The sequence below is a fragment of the Pseudomonas sp. GW460-LB5 genome (genome assembly GCF_059423245.1).
On record NZ_JBWKXT010000048.1, the window covers coordinates 14,696 to 30,005 of the forward strand.

At 57.7% G+C, this 15,310-nt stretch carries 11 protein-coding genes; 7 read left to right on the plus strand and 4 right to left on the minus strand.

Annotated features, from left to right (window positions below):
• Window positions 1–30 precede the first annotated feature (30 nt).
• The gene (locus tag AC07XM_RS23650; protein ID WP_024717863.1) at window positions 31–591 is read right to left on the minus strand and encodes a carboxymuconolactone decarboxylase family protein; all 561 of its coding nucleotides are present in this window, start codon (window positions 589–591) and stop codon (window positions 31–33) included.
• A gap of 102 nt (window positions 592–693) precedes the next feature.
• Here AC07XM_RS23650 and AC07XM_RS23655 point away from each other — a divergent pair, with 102 nt between their 5' ends.
• Window positions 694–1,605, plus strand: a complete 912-nt coding sequence (locus AC07XM_RS23655) for an AraC family transcriptional regulator (protein WP_016487508.1) — start codon at window positions 694–696, stop codon at window positions 1,603–1,605.
• A gap of 650 nt (window positions 1,606–2,255) precedes the next feature.
• Window positions 2,256–5,117 carry a hypothetical protein gene (locus AC07XM_RS23660; protein ID WP_102689797.1) on the plus strand — a complete coding sequence of 954 codons (2,862 nt, stop codon included), beginning with the start codon at window positions 2,256–2,258 and terminating at the stop codon, window positions 5,115–5,117.
• Between the two features lie 155 nt (window positions 5,118–5,272).
• On the opposite strand, the gene AC07XM_RS23665 is transcribed toward AC07XM_RS23660, so the two are convergent.
• Window positions 5,273–5,812: an RrF2 family transcriptional regulator gene (locus AC07XM_RS23665; protein WP_023047062.1), complete on the minus strand. Its 540-nt coding sequence runs from the start codon at window positions 5,810–5,812 to the stop codon at window positions 5,273–5,275.
• A 106-nt stretch (window positions 5,813–5,918) separates the two neighbouring features.
• Complete coding sequence (locus tag AC07XM_RS23670) at window positions 5,919–7,298, minus strand: trimethylamine monooxygenase (RefSeq protein ID WP_102689796.1); 1,380 nt, start codon at window positions 7,296–7,298, stop codon at window positions 5,919–5,921.
• A 546-nt stretch (window positions 7,299–7,844) separates the two neighbouring features.
• On the opposite strand from AC07XM_RS23670, the gene AC07XM_RS23675 reads away from it, so the two are divergent.
• Both AC07XM_RS23675 and AC07XM_RS23680 read left to right on the plus strand, forming a co-directional pair.
• Window positions 7,845–9,044, plus strand: a complete 1,200-nt coding sequence (locus AC07XM_RS23675) for an NAD(P)/FAD-dependent oxidoreductase (protein WP_102689795.1) — start codon at window positions 7,845–7,847, stop codon at window positions 9,042–9,044.
• 228 nt (window positions 9,045–9,272) lie between these two features.
• Window positions 9,273–10,898 (plus strand): methyl-accepting chemotaxis protein, encoded by a 1,626-nt coding sequence (locus AC07XM_RS23680; protein ID WP_023047059.1) that lies wholly within the window; start codon window positions 9,273–9,275, stop codon window positions 10,896–10,898.
• 138 nt (window positions 10,899–11,036) lie between these two features.
• Here the strand turns inward: AC07XM_RS23680 and AC07XM_RS23685 are convergent, their stop codons facing one another.
• Window positions 11,037–12,440: a purine-cytosine permease family protein gene (locus tag AC07XM_RS23685; RefSeq protein WP_102689794.1), complete on the minus strand. Its 1,404-nt coding sequence runs from the start codon at window positions 12,438–12,440 to the stop codon at window positions 11,037–11,039.
• Window positions 12,441–12,757: 317 nt separating this feature from the next.
• Between AC07XM_RS23685 and AC07XM_RS23690 the strand changes: the two genes are divergently transcribed.
• The 3 genes from AC07XM_RS23690 (at window position 12,758) to AC07XM_RS23700 (ending at window position 15,279) form a co-directional block, all read left to right on the plus strand.
• Complete coding sequence (locus tag AC07XM_RS23690) at window positions 12,758–13,243, plus strand: flavin reductase family protein (RefSeq protein ID WP_016487516.1); 486 nt, start codon at window positions 12,758–12,760, stop codon at window positions 13,241–13,243.
• Between the two features lie 75 nt (window positions 13,244–13,318).
• Entirely contained in the window at window positions 13,319–14,359 is a 1,041-nt protein-coding gene (locus tag AC07XM_RS23695; RefSeq protein ID WP_102689793.1) for an LLM class flavin-dependent oxidoreductase, read from the plus strand.
• Window positions 14,360–14,682: 323 nt separating this feature from the next.
• The gene (locus AC07XM_RS23700; RefSeq protein WP_003256068.1) at window positions 14,683–15,279 is read left to right on the plus strand and encodes an amino acid synthesis family protein; all 597 of its coding nucleotides are present in this window, start codon (window positions 14,683–14,685) and stop codon (window positions 15,277–15,279) included.
• The last annotated feature ends 31 nt before the right edge of the window (window positions 15,280–15,310 follow it).

Below are 15,310 nucleotides of genomic sequence, written 5' to 3' on the forward strand. Positions count from 1 at the left end.
GACCGCGTCAGGTCCGCGCTCACACGTGGGCTATGCAGAAGGCTGCCAGCGGTACTTGCCAAGCTCTTCGTTGAGCGGCGTCTGGGCGAAAACATTAGCAAAGTTGCAGAGGGTTGCGAGACTTACCCCCAAAATCACTTCCAGCGCGTTGCCTTCGCTGAAGCCAGCTTCACGGAAGGCCTGATAGGTGGCTTCGCCGACGTTGCCGCGAGTGTCGATCACTTCACGGGCGAAGGCGGCCAGGGTTTCGTAACGGGCATCGGGCAGTTCGCCGCGGGCACGCAGGGCATCGACTACTTCCTGCGGCAGCTTGGCCTTGTTCAGCGCCACGGCGGTGTGGCCGGCCACACAGAAGTCGCAGCCATGCCGGGTGGCGGCAATCAGCTGCACCACTTCACGCTCGGCCAGGCTCAGCTCGGACTTGCCATTGAGTGCCGAAACGGTCACGTAGGTTTCCAGCGCCGCCGGGGCGTTGGCCAGCACGCCCAGCAGGTTGGGGATGAAGCCCGAATTCTTCTGGGCATTCTCGAGAAACGGCCGGGCCGCTTCCGGAGCACTCTGCAGCGTGTGTAAAGTAATACGCGAGGACATGGAGTGGTCTCCTTTGATGGGTGTCACTACAGTCTGTTGGTTATAAGAATTACCCTCCATATTCATCAGTCGCCTTTCCTTGTTCCTGAGTCTTTGGATTAGATGATTTCGTCCAGCCACCTTGTCGATTGGTTATTAGAGGGCCTGGAGCTCGATGCCAGCCTGTTTCATGTCGGCCGCTACTGCGGTGGCTGGCACGCCAGCACCCAGGGCATGGGCCGCGCCAGCTTCCACTTGGTGGTGCAGGGCCATTGCTGGCTGCACATCGACGGCCAGCCGCAGCCGGTGCGCCTGGAAAAGGGAGATGCCGTGTTCCTGTTGCGCGACCTTGCCTATCGATTGTCCAGCGATCAGGACCCGGTCGACGCCTGTGCCCAACCGCGCCAGGCCATGCAGGCGCTGGATAGCGAAGCCAGCGACGGCGTCGGGCTGGTTTGTGGCTTCTTCCATTTCCAGTCCGGCCTGTCTTCACTGATTGTCGAAGGCTTGGCCGACTGGATCCTGCTGCGCGCCGAAGACCCCGCCGGCAGTGCGGCGCGGGCGCTGTTCGAGCTCATTCTGGAAGAATGCCGGCGGGCCGCTGGCCCGTCGCAGACGTTGCTGGAGCGCCTGACCCACCTGTTGTTCCTGTACGTGCTGCGCCAGCAGGTCATTGCCGGGCAGTCACTGGGCGGCCTGGTCGCCCTCGCCCGCCAGCCAGCGTTTGCCGGGCTGCTGGCACAGCTGATCGAAGCGCCGGGCCAGGCCTGGACGCTGGAGCGCATGGCAGCCTGCACCGGGCTTTCGCGTTCGGCTTTCTTCAAGCGTTTCAGTGAGCTGGCCGGGCAGTCACCTGGGCAGGTGCTCCTGGCATTGCGCATGCGCCTTGCCTGCCAGCTGTTGCAGGCGGGCAATACCGTCGAACAGGTGGGCGCGCAGGTGGGGTACCAATCGGTGGCGGCGTTTACCCGGGCCTTTGCCAAGGCGGTGGGCCAGCAGCCGGGGGCTTATCGGCGGCGACATGAGGGCCGCTAGGCTCTGCCTGAAAAGGGGGGTGCATTCACCGCCTAGAGCGAGCAGCGTTTGGAAGGCAGGCAGGTTGGGTTGTCGGGATAAGGACACCCTCCGCCATGCTGAGGCGTAACTGCTACGCCCTACCTTGCCCGCCATAGAGAAGAAATCAAAACAACACCCGTTGACATTCAAACGGCAGTAATTGGATTTGCGGGATTTAATACAGAACTCGGCAGTATGGGCGCATGCTTCTATTGGTTTGAGGTGTGTCTGGACAGCCGTGGCCGCAAGCTAGAGCGTTGCTGAGGCTTCACAAGCCAAAATACCCGAGGGACGACGAGTGGTTTACTGAGAGTTGAATTGCCCCTATGACCTGACATTTTTACCAGTTTCAATAGGATTAGTGTGCCTGCATAATCAAGCCTGAAGACCTCAGAAAAAATCCACGCTGGAAGATAGAACAACGTCCATCAACACGGGCGCTGGTCGCCCGGTCAAAAGCAGGACAAACGTACCAAGCGCAAAGCGGTATTAACGGAAGATCGTCATACATGAGCAATGGCTTACGCAGTATAAGTCTCGCCGATGGCCCGCCTGCATAATTCCGGCGCAGCCCCGTTATGGATACGGCCGTCAGCTACCAGGATAAATGCATAAACTGAGGATACCCCATGGAACTTTATCAGCAGTTTGACCCTTCCCATAGTGGGAATGAAAGCCTTAACTTGAGCGATTTCGCAAAAGATAGCCATGTGAGGCTATGGATAAAAGCTGAAAACACTATCAACCCTGTCTTGGAACAGGGCACCATCAAAGAGATAAATTGGAAGATAGGAAAAATAAAAATATTTAACGACACCAACAAAAAAACCAAATCAATAGACCTGAAAAAAACGCACAGCTTTAATGGAAAGTCATTTCATTTTGATGACTTCGTAAAAAACGATTTGGAAGAACTATTTATAGCCTCTGCACCATCCATCTTAAGTACGCACATCTCTCTACCCAATGAACCAATGGCAAAAATCTCAGTCCTAAATGTTGGCATATCGCCTGACAAAAATCTCATCGTGACTGGAAATAAAAAGTTTATCGACAAATTCAACACACTCTGCAAAACCCTCAACGACCTCAAAGTTATAGTTGACACGACATCAACGACGGACGACGCGTTGCACATGCTCATATGCGAGCATGCACAGCTTGACCCTGAAACAGAAATGATTTTACAAAGCGTCATCATGCATTCGGATGACTTACCGCTAGAAGGCAACGATGAGGCCGCAGAACCGAATGAGGGCACCGTCGAACAGGAAGAAGTCGACATCATCGCAGAGGAGGCTGAGGATACTGAGGAGGAAATAAGCGCCGGCGAGACACTTCCATATGGATGCAGCAAGCCATACGCGATTGACATTCATATTTATCACCCATTGAAAAACCGCGAAATAAACAGACGACACATAACCCTTAAAGGAAACGCCCCAGCAAATACACTTATTTGGCTATGCCATAACGGTTGGAAGAGAGAAGCGATATATTTCTCTGCTTTAACCACCTCGGACAGCGAGGGTAAGTGGAAAGCATCCTTAACTGTGGAAAATGGTGATCACAAAATCGCCGCGAAATACAACAAGGGCAAATCCAATGTCTGCACATGGGGCCACGACTTCAAAGTCGTTAGCTTGTGGCTCAAATATTACCCAAAACAAGATAGCGAAGCAGGTTTCCGTATTGCCGAATATCGATACAGCGCTTTCGAGCCGCCTAAAAACGATGAAGGTGTTTGGGTTGAGGTCAGAGGACATATCCCATTGCACCTGAGAAACAATCTTTACTATCACCCATTAGCGGACACCCTGACAACTTCACGTCTAAATGGCACTTTGACAGTCAGCCGATACAAGCGACAAGCAAAGCCTGAGATACCCCTTCACGCTGTCTATACAGAAGCTGATTTTCAAAAAATCAACGACAAAATAAACACCGTTTGTCAAATGAATTTTATTGGCACCTTGTACAGTTCATTCAATTGGGCGAAAGCCGCTTATGTAGCCGCCGAAGCTTTAAAAAACCCTGTGGGAGTATTTGCAACGGTCATTACCCTGCCTTTCACCTCCAACAGGGAAAGTGTTACCATCGCCTATAACATCGGTTCCTCCATCGGCTTTATCTTACAAACCCTGCTTATGCGAGTTCCTGTTGTGGGCCCGGTAGTTGCAGGATTAACCATGGCTGGCGCTGTGATTCAGGAAGTTATCAAAGTAACTGATTCAGGCACCATCACACACGACAACCTTATTGACATTAGCAGTCTCATGAAGGGCTTTGGAGATCTGGCCAACCTTGCAACACCTAAATATGGAAATCTAATTAATGAAAAAAAATTAATAGAAAATACAACCATCGACAGCAGGGGATCTCGCGACTTCATCATAACATCCAAACCATTAACTCCACTGTACGGTAATTTTTCACATGAAGCCAGAATTGTTGCAGACGATTTGGAGCTCAGAGGCATTACCTATCAAGGCGGTTATTATAGAAACTTGACCACCAACAAAGACTATATCTATGTCGATGGCAGATGGGTAAGGATTAATGGTTTCAGGAAAAATGGCTCACCCATCCCGGCAGATAAAAACGGCACATCCGTGACCAACTTGCCGACCGATATTGTAAAAGACAGTAATGGAAACTGGACCGTACTTAAATTAAGGGGAGGCGTAGGCGAAAAGACCATTCCTCTTTATCAAAACATCCGTTCTGGGTACAACCCCGAGCCACAGTTATCCTACGACCCTAATTATGTGGGCCAAGGCGCCATCCGACTTAAACTCCCTATAACTTTTGAAGAGGCCGATAATAGTGCCTTGCCGATCGCTATCGGTGCTGATGCAAGACTCCCGTCAGATCCGAGGTGGATGGGAAATGACCGAGAGCCAGGTATTTTATTGTTTGAAACGCGACGTTTTATGGTTGATTCCCCAAGGAGCAATACGTTACACGATTTTATTAATGTCACACCCACGAGCACTGAACGAGCCAGTGACAACAACAAACTCATTTCAGCGTACTGGGTGCCTCAGAACAAGTATTATGACATTCCGATTCACCCCACAGGCACGGAGCCAACCACTCTATTCACAGATAATTTCAGCGGCTGCAGTTTTGTTGTGGACCAGATAAATGACACGCAGTATCGTGTTTATCACGTCTTCAGTAAAAAAGAAAACGAACAGTACAATTTACTGAAAGAACACGGGAAAGGGCAGGTCGCGTACATACCACATACAGAATACAGCTTCTTGCACCGGCCAACAGCTGATAGCTTGCATCCCTCGCAGGACGCATGTGGCTTTATATCCATGCGATATAAAAAATACCCAAACGAAGCCCAAGGCAATTGGGTTATTACTGTCAGAAGTCAAAGCTTGCCCGTGCAAATTACGGCATCAGGTTATCACGGACAATTTAACGGCGCTCCGCCACGGCTTAATATGCATACTCCGATAACCGTCAGACCCATTTAGCGATAATGAGACGTATGACCAGCAATGATGCATACAGCGTTTTTTTTGCGCCAGCAGCGCAAGAGCCTGTGTAACTTTCGCCACATTGGCGGCGGTGCCCTGGACGTGATAAGCCATCACCGGCCTCGACACCGGCGCCAATGTGGGAATCAAAATCAAAGCTGATCCACTGCAATATCCCCAGCCCCTTTACTCTCTCGCCGCTCGGCCATCCAGGCATCGACCTGCTGCCCGAACTCGGCCGGGGCCTTGCGCCCGAAGCGCATTGCCAATGCCAGAACAGTTTGCTGCGCCAACGCCTCTTCCATGCGCTTCTGCGCCCCCAGCATCACGGCATGAATCGCACAGGTGCCTTCCGTCGCCCAAGCGGGCGGCGAGCCCTCGAACAGCGTGCAGCGTTCGCGGATCTCGCGGCAATCGAAAATCTTCTTCGGCCCGTCGATGGCGTTGACGATATCCAGCACGTTGATTTCAGCCGCCGGCCGCGCCAGGCGGAAACCACCGCGCACGCCTTCGGTGGCGGCCACCAACCCGGCACGTGCCAGCTTGGTGAAGACCTTGGCCAGGTATTCCTGCGGTACGCCCTGCAACTCGGCCAGGTCGCGCACGCTGGAATCACGGCTCTCACCGCCCTCGCCTACCAGAAACAGCAGGCAATGGATGCCGTATTCGACGCCAGCACTGTAAAGGGACATATCAATCTCCGACCAGCTTTGTCGCAAATGATACGCGGGGAGTGCCAGCACGGCAAAACACTTCCCCGCTAGCCGCGCATCCTGATCACGAGGTCAGGCTCGGCGGCTACCTGCGCAGCACCTTCACCTCTGCTTGCTTGCCGTCCGTTTCGCGCAGGTACTCCTGCATCGAGTCGTCCATGGCCTGCATCCAGCGGGTATGGTGAGGCACTGCTTTGGTGCCGGTGATCACCGAGCGGTAGGATTTGTCACGGTAGCCCATGATGTCGTGCTTCTTGTCGGTCTTCCATTGCAGGAAGATGCGGTTCACCGCATCGATGTCGAAGCGCGGGTAATCCGTCTGCTCGATCAGGTGCTTGATGTATCGGCCCTGGAATTCATACATCGAAGCAGTAGTTGCCAGCCGCCCCTCATCCTCGCGCCAGCGCGCACTGTCAGCCTGCATGACCGCCTTGGCCGGCAGCTTGATGCGCCCCAGCATGTAGTCACGAGCAAACCACGCCTGTGCATCGAACAGGTTGAAGCTGTACCACAGGTCCTGCATGCCCAGGTAAAGCAGTTGCGGGTTTTGCTCCCACACCACGCCTTGGTACAAGCCGGCAGGCCACAGGCGGTTGTTGGTCTTGAGGGTGAGTTCATCGGGCAGGAACGGGAAGTGATGCTGGTAGCCCGTGCACAGGATGATCGCATCCACGCGCTTGTTCGAGCCATCGGCGAAGAACGCCAGGTCGTTTTCGACGCGGACCAGTTGCGGGCGCTCTTCCCAGCCCTTGGGCCATTTGTAGCCCATCGGCTGGGTACGGTAGGCCGTGGTGATCGAGCGCGCACCGTACTTGTAGCACTGCGAGCCGATGTCTTCGGCCGAGTAGCTGCTGCCGACAATGAGCAGGTCCTGGCCGTGGAATTCCATGGCTTCGCGAAAGTCGTGAGCGTGCAAGATACGCCCGGTGAAACGTTCGAAGCTTTCGAACTCCGGCACGTGCGGGGTAGAAAAGTGCCCGCTGGCCACCACCACATAATCGAACACCTGCTCGATGCCAAGCCCCGCGCCGTAGTCGTGGGCGCTGACGGTGAACTCGCGGGTGCTTTCATCGAAGCTGACATGCTTGACCACCGTGTTGAAGCGGATGTAGTCGCGCACCCCAGCCTTGTTTACGCGGCCCTGAATGTAGTCCCACAGCACCTCGCGCGGCGGGTACGAGGAAATCGGCCGGCCAAAATGCTCATCAAAGCTGTAATCGGCGAACTCCAGGCATTCCTTGGGGCCGTTGGACCACAGGTAGCGGTACATGCTGCCGTGCACCGGCTCGCCATGCTGGTCGAGGCCAGTGCGCCAGGTGTAGTTCCACATACCGCCCCAATCGGCCTGTTTTTCGAAGCACACGATTTCGGGCATGGGCGCGCCCTGGGCATGGGCGGATTGGAAGGCACGCAGTTGCGCAAGGCCGGACGGGCCGGCACCGATGATAGCGACACGAAGAGTCATAGTGATTCCTGAACAGTTGAACGCTGAAAAAATGCAAAGGCTCCCCAACCCCAAACGGCAAAAGACCGGGGGGTGGTGAAATTCAGGCGCTACGGTGCAGGTGGGGGGACGGGGCGTTTGCGCATCTGGGTCAGCAGAATGTTGACCGGCGGAATCGACAACACGTGGTACAGATTCGAAAGCGGAGAGAGGGTCATGGGGGCGGGCCCGTATCCATCTGCGCAAGGCGCGAAATGGGGGCCTGAAGGGCGGAAGATACGTGTGATCTCGTGCATGGGGGGCTGAAATGGCCTCTTTTCTTTATGGTTTCTTTTTTATCTATAACGGATGGGGGTGGGGATAGCAAGGTTTGCGGCCCTGCCGCCGGCAGCCAAGACAGCACGAAGTACGGCCTTTGCGTTCGTTCGTCCTCGGGCTCGCCTCATCGCAACGATGAAAAAAACTTGCAGAGACAAACTACGACCAATAGAGTCGTAGTTATTCGAGCGGCACCTATCGTGCGATCGAAGCCACCGTTTTCATCCCCGACCTTTGCGGAGCACCTGCATGAAATCCAACATCCTGATCATCGGTGCCGGCTTTGCCGGCGTGTGGAGCGCCCTGAGCGCCGCCCGGCTCCTCGACCAGGCCCAGCGCGAAGACCTGAGCATCAGCGTGCTCGCGCCGCAAGCGGAACTGCACATTCGCCCGCGCTTCTACGAGGCCAACGCACACACGTTGAAGGCCCCCGTGGGTGAGTTGTTCACTGCGGTGGGCGTGCATTTCATCACCGGTAACGCCCAAGCCATCGACGCCGATGCGCGCACCGTGAGCTACATCGACAGCCAAGGCCAGCGCCACCAGATCAGCTACGACCGCCTCATCCTCGCCGCTGGCAGTCAGGTAGCGCGCCCAGCAGTCCCGGGGCTGGCCGAGTACACCTTCGACGTCGACAAGATGGAGTCGGCCGTACGCCTTGAGCAGCATCTGACGGGCCTGGCTGCCATGCCCCCTTCACCTGCCCGCAATACCGTGGTGGTCTGCGGTGGTGGTTTCACCGGCATCGAAACGGCCACCGAAATGCCCGCCCGGCTGCGCGCCATCCTCGCAGGCGCCGATGTGCAGGTGCTGCTGGTTGACCGTGGCGCCAGCATCGGCGCGGCATTGGGTGCAGGCATCAAGCCGTCGATTGTTGCCGCCTCGCAGGTTGCCGGCGTCCAGTGGCTGACTGGCACCTCGGTGGTGGCTGTCGATGCCGGTGGCGTCACCCTGGACAACGGCGAGTACATCGCCAGCAACACCGTGATCTGGACCGTCGGTGTCAAGGCCAGCCCGCTGACCGCTCAGGTTGCCGGCGAGCGTGACAACTTCGGCAGGCTCAAGGTCGACGGGCACCTCAAGGTCATTGGCCAGGACCACATCTATGCGACCGGCGATACTGCCTGGGCTGCTGTGGACGAAGCTGGCAACCACGCCCTGATGACCTGCCAACACGCCATCCCGATGGGTCGCCACAGTGGCAACAACGCGATGGCCGACCTGCTGGGGCTGGCACCTGTGGTGTACCGCCAGCCCAAGTACGTCACCTGCCTCGACCTGGGTGAGTGGGGGGCGGCGTACAGCGAAGGCTGGGAACGAGAATTGAAACTGCAGGGCCAGGAAGGCAAGCACCTCAAGCGCCAGATCAACTCGGTGTGGATCTACCCGCCGGCAGCTGACCGCACCTTGGCGTTGGCAGCTGCCGACCCGATGATTGCCATCGTTTGATGCGAGAAAACCTGACAAAACCGTCAAAAACGTCGGTTTTGTCAATTATTTCGTTACATTGAATGACTGTTCAACAATGATGGCCATATGGCATCATTCAAAGAAAACAATGCAAGAGGGTGAGAAAAATCTACTAACCCGCAGTGCATCAAGAGCCTGGCGCCACCTCGGTGTCCTGGCTTTGCAGCCAGCTCCTGACGCCTGCACGCCACCGTCAAGGAGCATTCCATGCAGTTAAGGAATTTGAAAATCGGCATTCGCGCTGCCAGCGTGTTTGCCCTGCTGGGCGTCCTGGTCCTGATCATGGGCCTTATCGCACTTTACGAAACCCGCCAGATGGACACGGCCACCGACGAGATCCGGGTCACCTGGATACCCGCTGTGGTAGCGCTGGGTGACATCAGCAGCAACCTCGGGCGCGCCCGCGCCGTTACCCTGCGGGCCGCGCTGGACGATAACCCCGGCGAGCGCACACGTAACCTGCAGATGCTCGAAGCCATCAATGCCGAGCTCAAAGGTGGCCTGAAGGACTACGCCGACACCATCATCGCGGCCGACGACCGTGCCCTTTTCAACACCTTCAACGACGGGTATCACCAGTACCTCGAACTGCAGCTGAAAGTGCTGCAGGACATTGCTGCAGGCCGCATGGACGAGGCAAAGCAGCAGATCAGCGGCCCGCTCACCCAACGAGCCGACAGCATGATGAAGGCCTTGACGGCGCTGATCGACTACAACAGCAAGGGTGCCGAAGATGCCTCGCAGCGCAGCAGCGATGTAGCGGACGAAGCATTTAACGCCATCATCTTCTCGTTGCTTGTGATCATGCTTGCCCTGGCCGCGATGGCTACCGTGCTGACTCGCAGCATCGTGGTGCCTCTGGCCGATGCAGTGGCCGTGGCCGAACGTGTGGCCACGGGCGACCTCACCCAGGAAATCCGCGTCACCGGCCGCGACGAGCCCGCCTTGCTGCTGCGCGCCCTGAGCCGCATGCAAGGCAGCCTGCGCGACACCATCCGCAAGATCGCCGCCTCGTCCGACCAGTTGGCCTCGGCCTCGGAAGAACTCCACACCGTCACCGAAGACACCAGCCGCGGCCTGCATCAGCAAAGCGCCGAAATCGACCAGGCCGCCACGGCTGTCAACCAGATGACCGCAGCAGTCGAGGAAGTGGCGAACAATGCAGTCAGCACTGCGGACGCCTCCAAAGGTGCCGACCAGACCACCCGCGATGGCCGTGACCGGGTCAACCAGGCACTGGCGTCCATCCAGCACCTGGTGGCCGATGTGACCGGCACCTCGGTCGAGATCGAACAGCTGGCCAACAATGCCAATGAGATCAGCCGTGTGCTGGATGTGATCGGCGCGATTGCCGGGCAGACCAACCTGCTGGCACTGAACGCCGCTATCGAAGCAGCCCGCGCCGGCGAGGCAGGCCGTGGCTTTGCCGTGGTGGCCGACGAAGTCCGCGCCCTCGCCCACCGCACCCAGCAGTCGACCGCAGAGATCGAGCAGATGATTGCCGGCATCCAGAACGGTACCGAGCGGGCCGTGACGGCGATGCACAGCAGCCAGGGGCGTGCGACGGGCACGCTGGAAGTGGCCCAGGGCGCCGGTCAGGCGCTGGAGGTGATTGCCGAGGCGATTGCGTCGATCAACCAGCGTAACCTGGTGATTGCCAGTGCTTCAGAGGAGCAGGCGCAGGTGGCGCGCGAAGTGGACCGCAATTTGGTGAACATTCGTGATCTGGCGATGCAGACCTCAGCGGGGGCCAACCAGACCAGCGCGGCGGCACAGGACTTGTCGCGGTTGGCGGTGGACCTGAATGGCATGGTGGCGCAGTTCAAGGTTTGATCGGATATAGCCGGGGCTGCTTTGCAGCCCATTCGCGGGGCAAGCCCGCTCCCACAGGTTCACTCCATTGCTTTGGTTGAATCTGTGGGAGCGGGCTTGCCCCGCGAATGGGCCGCAAGGCGGCCCCCACTGCAACTGTCAGTCGTTGACGCTGATCACCCGCGTACTGTTGACCGCCTGCCCCCGCGTCGCCAGGCAGTAATACAACGGCACCGTCACCAGCAACCCGAACAGCCAGGACAAGTCCGCCCCTTCGACAATGTTCGAATACGGCCCCACATACAGGGCGGTGTTGGCAAACGGCAACTGCACCAGAATGCCGCAGGCATAGGCAATGATCGCGTGGTGATTGAAGCGACCATAGATGCCGCCATCAGCGCTGAAGATCGAAGGAATGTCGTACTGGCCCTTCTTGATCAGATAGAAGTCGATCAGGTTGATCGAAGCCCACGGCACCAGCACCAGCAGCAACGCCAGGATCAGGCCGATGAAGTGGCCGATGAAGTCCGCCGAGGCGTTCAGCGCGACCATCCCGCAGCCCAGCAGAATCACCGAGGCCAGGATTACCCGCACCTTGATGCTTGGCGTCCATTCGGCAAAGAACGTCTGAATAGCAGTGACGATCGACAGCACCGCGCCATACAGGTTAAGGGCGTTATGGCTGATGATATTGAGCAGGAACAGCACCATCAGGATCGGGCCCAGCCAACCGGTAGCCTGCTTCACTGCGTCCATGGCGTCAGTACCTTCCGGCACGCACAGCACCGCCACGGCACCAAAGCTGAAGCACAGGATGGTGCCCAGGGTCGCGCCAAAGTAAGTGGCCCAGAACGGCTTGGCAATGCCCACTTTACGTGGCAGATAACGCGAATAGTCGGACGTGTACGGCGAGAAGCTGATCTGCCAGATAGTGCCCAGTGACACGGTGGCGATAAAGCCCGACAGATTGAATGCACCACGGCTGAAGAAGTCGGCCGGCAGCTCCTGGGCGAACATCATGATGAACCCCGCCAGCAGCGCAGAGCCCATCACCCAGGTACCGATGCGGTTCAGGACATGGATGAAGCGGTAGCCGATCACGCCAATGGCCGTGGCGCTCAGGGCACCGATCACGATCGCGCCCGGCATCGGCATGCTCGGGGCGATGCCGTGAATGGTCTTGCCCGCCAGGACGATGTTGGAAATAAAGAAGCCGACATAGATCAGTGCAGTGAAGAACACGATCAGCAAGGCGCCGTAGCGGCCGAACTGGCCACGGCTTTGCACCATCTGTGGAATGCCCAGCTGCGGTCCCTGCGCAGAGGCAAGGGCGATGACCACGCCCCCGACCAGATGGCCCAGCACAATGGCGATCAGCCCCCACAACAGGTTCAGGTGGAACACCTGGACCACCATGGCGCCGGTGACAATTGGCAGTGGCGCAATGTTGGTACTGAACCAGAGGGTGAACAGGTCGCGCGCCTTCCCGTGGCGCTCGGCAGGTGGAACGTAATCGACCGTGTGATTCTCGACAAACGGGTGTTGCGATGACGGTTGGGACATAGGATTCAGCTCGAAAGGTCGTTTTTATCGTTGTAAGGAAACCGCATCTAGGCGGCCTCTCAGCTGCGGACCATATTATGGTATTCCAAGCTTTTGACAACACTGATCCGCACGAAAAAGCGTCCACTGATCTGCTTTGCAAACCCATACAACAAACCGCGTCACCGCTCTAAGCCACGGTATACGTGGCCTTTAGCCGTTCATCGTGTAAACCTCGGGCATTAAAATTCCGCTTGCAAAATAGGTATTACGGTATACCATCAGACACATCAACGATAAAAACCGCGGACCACCGCAGCCTTTTAGAGGTATTCCCGATGATCGACGCAACCGTCTACAAGAACGTCCTGGGCTCCTTCCCCTCCGGCGTTACCGTCATCACCACCCTGGACGATGACGGCTCGGTTGTCGGCCTGACCGCCAGCGCCTTCTCCTCCCTGTCGATGGACCCGCCGCTGGTGCTGTTCTGCCCCAACTACACCTCCGACTCCTACCCGGTGCTGATCAAACAGAAGCGTTTTGCCATTCACCTGCTCTCGGGTGAACAGCAAGCCGAAGCCTATGCGTTCGCCAAGAAGGGTAAGGACAAGGCCAGCGGCATCGAGTGGTCCATGAGCGAACTGGGTAACCCGATCCTGGCCGGCGCCACCGCCGTCATCGAATGCGAACTGTGGCGTGAATATGAAGGTGGCGACCACGCCATCATGGTCGGCAAGGTGCATAACCTGATCGTGCCCGAAGAAGCGCCCCGGCCGATGGTGTACTGCCGCGGCAAGATGGCCAGCCTGCCGGCCTTTGCCTGAAGCCTGTTCTGAATCGAGACCACTGGCGCCTCCCCTGCCAGGCGCCAGCCCCTTTCAAGCGTTGAGGAAAGCCCCATGAAATTTTCGTTGTTCGTACACATGGAACGTTGGGATGAACAGGTCAGCCACCGCCAGTTGTTCGAAGACCTGACCGAACTGACCCTGATGGCCGAAAACGGCGGTTTCAGCACCGTGTGGATTGGCGAGCACCACGCCATGGAATACACCATTTCGCCGAGCCCGATGCCGCTGCTGGCCTACCTGGCCGCGCGCACCGGCAAGATTCGCCTGGGTGCCGGCACCATCATTGCGCCGTTCTGGAACCCGATCCGCGTCGCCGGGGAATGCGCCCTGCTCGACGTGATCAGCAACGGCCGCATGGAAGTGGGCCTGGCCCGTGGCGCCTACCAGTTCGAGTTCGACCGCATGGCCAATGGCATGCCAGCCACCGACGGCGGCAAGGCGCTGCGCGAGATGGTGCCGGTCGTACGTAAGCTGTGGGAAGGCGACTACGCCCATGACGGCGAAGTGTACAAGTTCCCCACCTCCACCAGCGTGCCGAAACCGTTCAACGCGACGCCGCCGATGTGGATCGCCGCCCGCGACCCGGATTCGCACAACTTCGCCGTGGCCAACGGCTGCAACGTCATGGTCACCCCGCTGATGAAGGGTGACGAAGAAGTACTGGACCTGAAGAACAAGTTCCAGGCCGCTCTGGACAACAACCCGGACGTGCCGCGCCCACAACTGATGGTGCTGCGCCACACCCACGTGCACAGCCCGGCCGAGCCGGAAGGCTGGAAAGTCGGCGCGCAGGCCATCTCGCGCTTCTATCGCACCTTCGATGCCTGGTTCGGTAACAAGACCGTTCCGGTCAACGGCTTCCTGGAGCCGAGCCCGGAATCGAAGTTTGCCGAAGTGCCGGCGTTCCAGCTGGAGAACATTCGCAAGAACACCATGATCGGCACGCCGGAAGAAATCATCGCGCGCATCAAGTACTACCAGGAGCTCGGCGTCGACGAGTTCAGCTTCTGGTGCGACAACAGCCTGCCCCACGCCGAGAAGAAGAAGTCGCTGGAACTGTTCATCAAGGAAGTGGTGCCGGCGTTCGCCTGAATTCCCATTGCCTGAATCATTGCGGGACGCGCCCGCTCACGTGGGCCCCTTCAGCCTGCGTGAGCGGGCTTTTTTTTGAAACCTTTACTGGCCCTATCGCCGGCAAGCCAGCTCCCACATTGCCACTACAGGCTCTGAATGCAGCGCGGTACCTGTGGGAGCTGGCTTGCCGGCGATAGGGCCAGTACAGACAGCAGCGAAATCAAGGCATCAGGCCACCTTTCGTCCCCCGACAAGAGAAATTTCCTGACACCTCTTGCACAACAAATATTATGGTATACCATCAGACAACAAGAGCTGATAACCCTCACCAGGAGCCCTCCATGAGTTTCGAAATCCGCAAGATCGTCACCTACTCCGAAGAGACCCGCATCGAAGGCGGCAAGGCCACCGACAAACCAGTGACCATGGTCGGCCTGGCCGTCGTGATCAAGAACCCATGGGCCGGTCGCGGTTTTGTTGAAGATCTGAAGCCGGAAATCCGCGCCAACTGCTCGGAGCTGGGTGCACTGATGGTCGAGCGTCTGACCGCTGCCATTGGCGGTGCCGACAAGATCGAAGCCTACGGTAAAGCGGCCGTGGTCGGCGCCGACGGCGAAATCGAGCACGCCTCGGCTGTGATCCACACCCTGCGCTTCGGCAACCACTACCGCGAAGCGGTGCAGGCCAAGAGCTACCTGAGCTTCACCAACAAGCGCGGCGGCCCCGGCACCTCGATTCAGATCCCGATGATGCAGAAGGACGACGAAGGCCTGCGTTCGCACTACATCACTCTGGAAATGCAGATCGAAGACGCCCCGCGCGCCGATGAAATCGTTGTGGTGCTGGGCGCTGCCGACGGCGGCCGCCTGCACCCGCGCATCGGCAACCGCTACATCGACCTGGAAGAACTGGCTGCCGAAAAAGCCAACGCTCAATAACAACAACCAAGACGGGCCGGGGCGTGGCGTG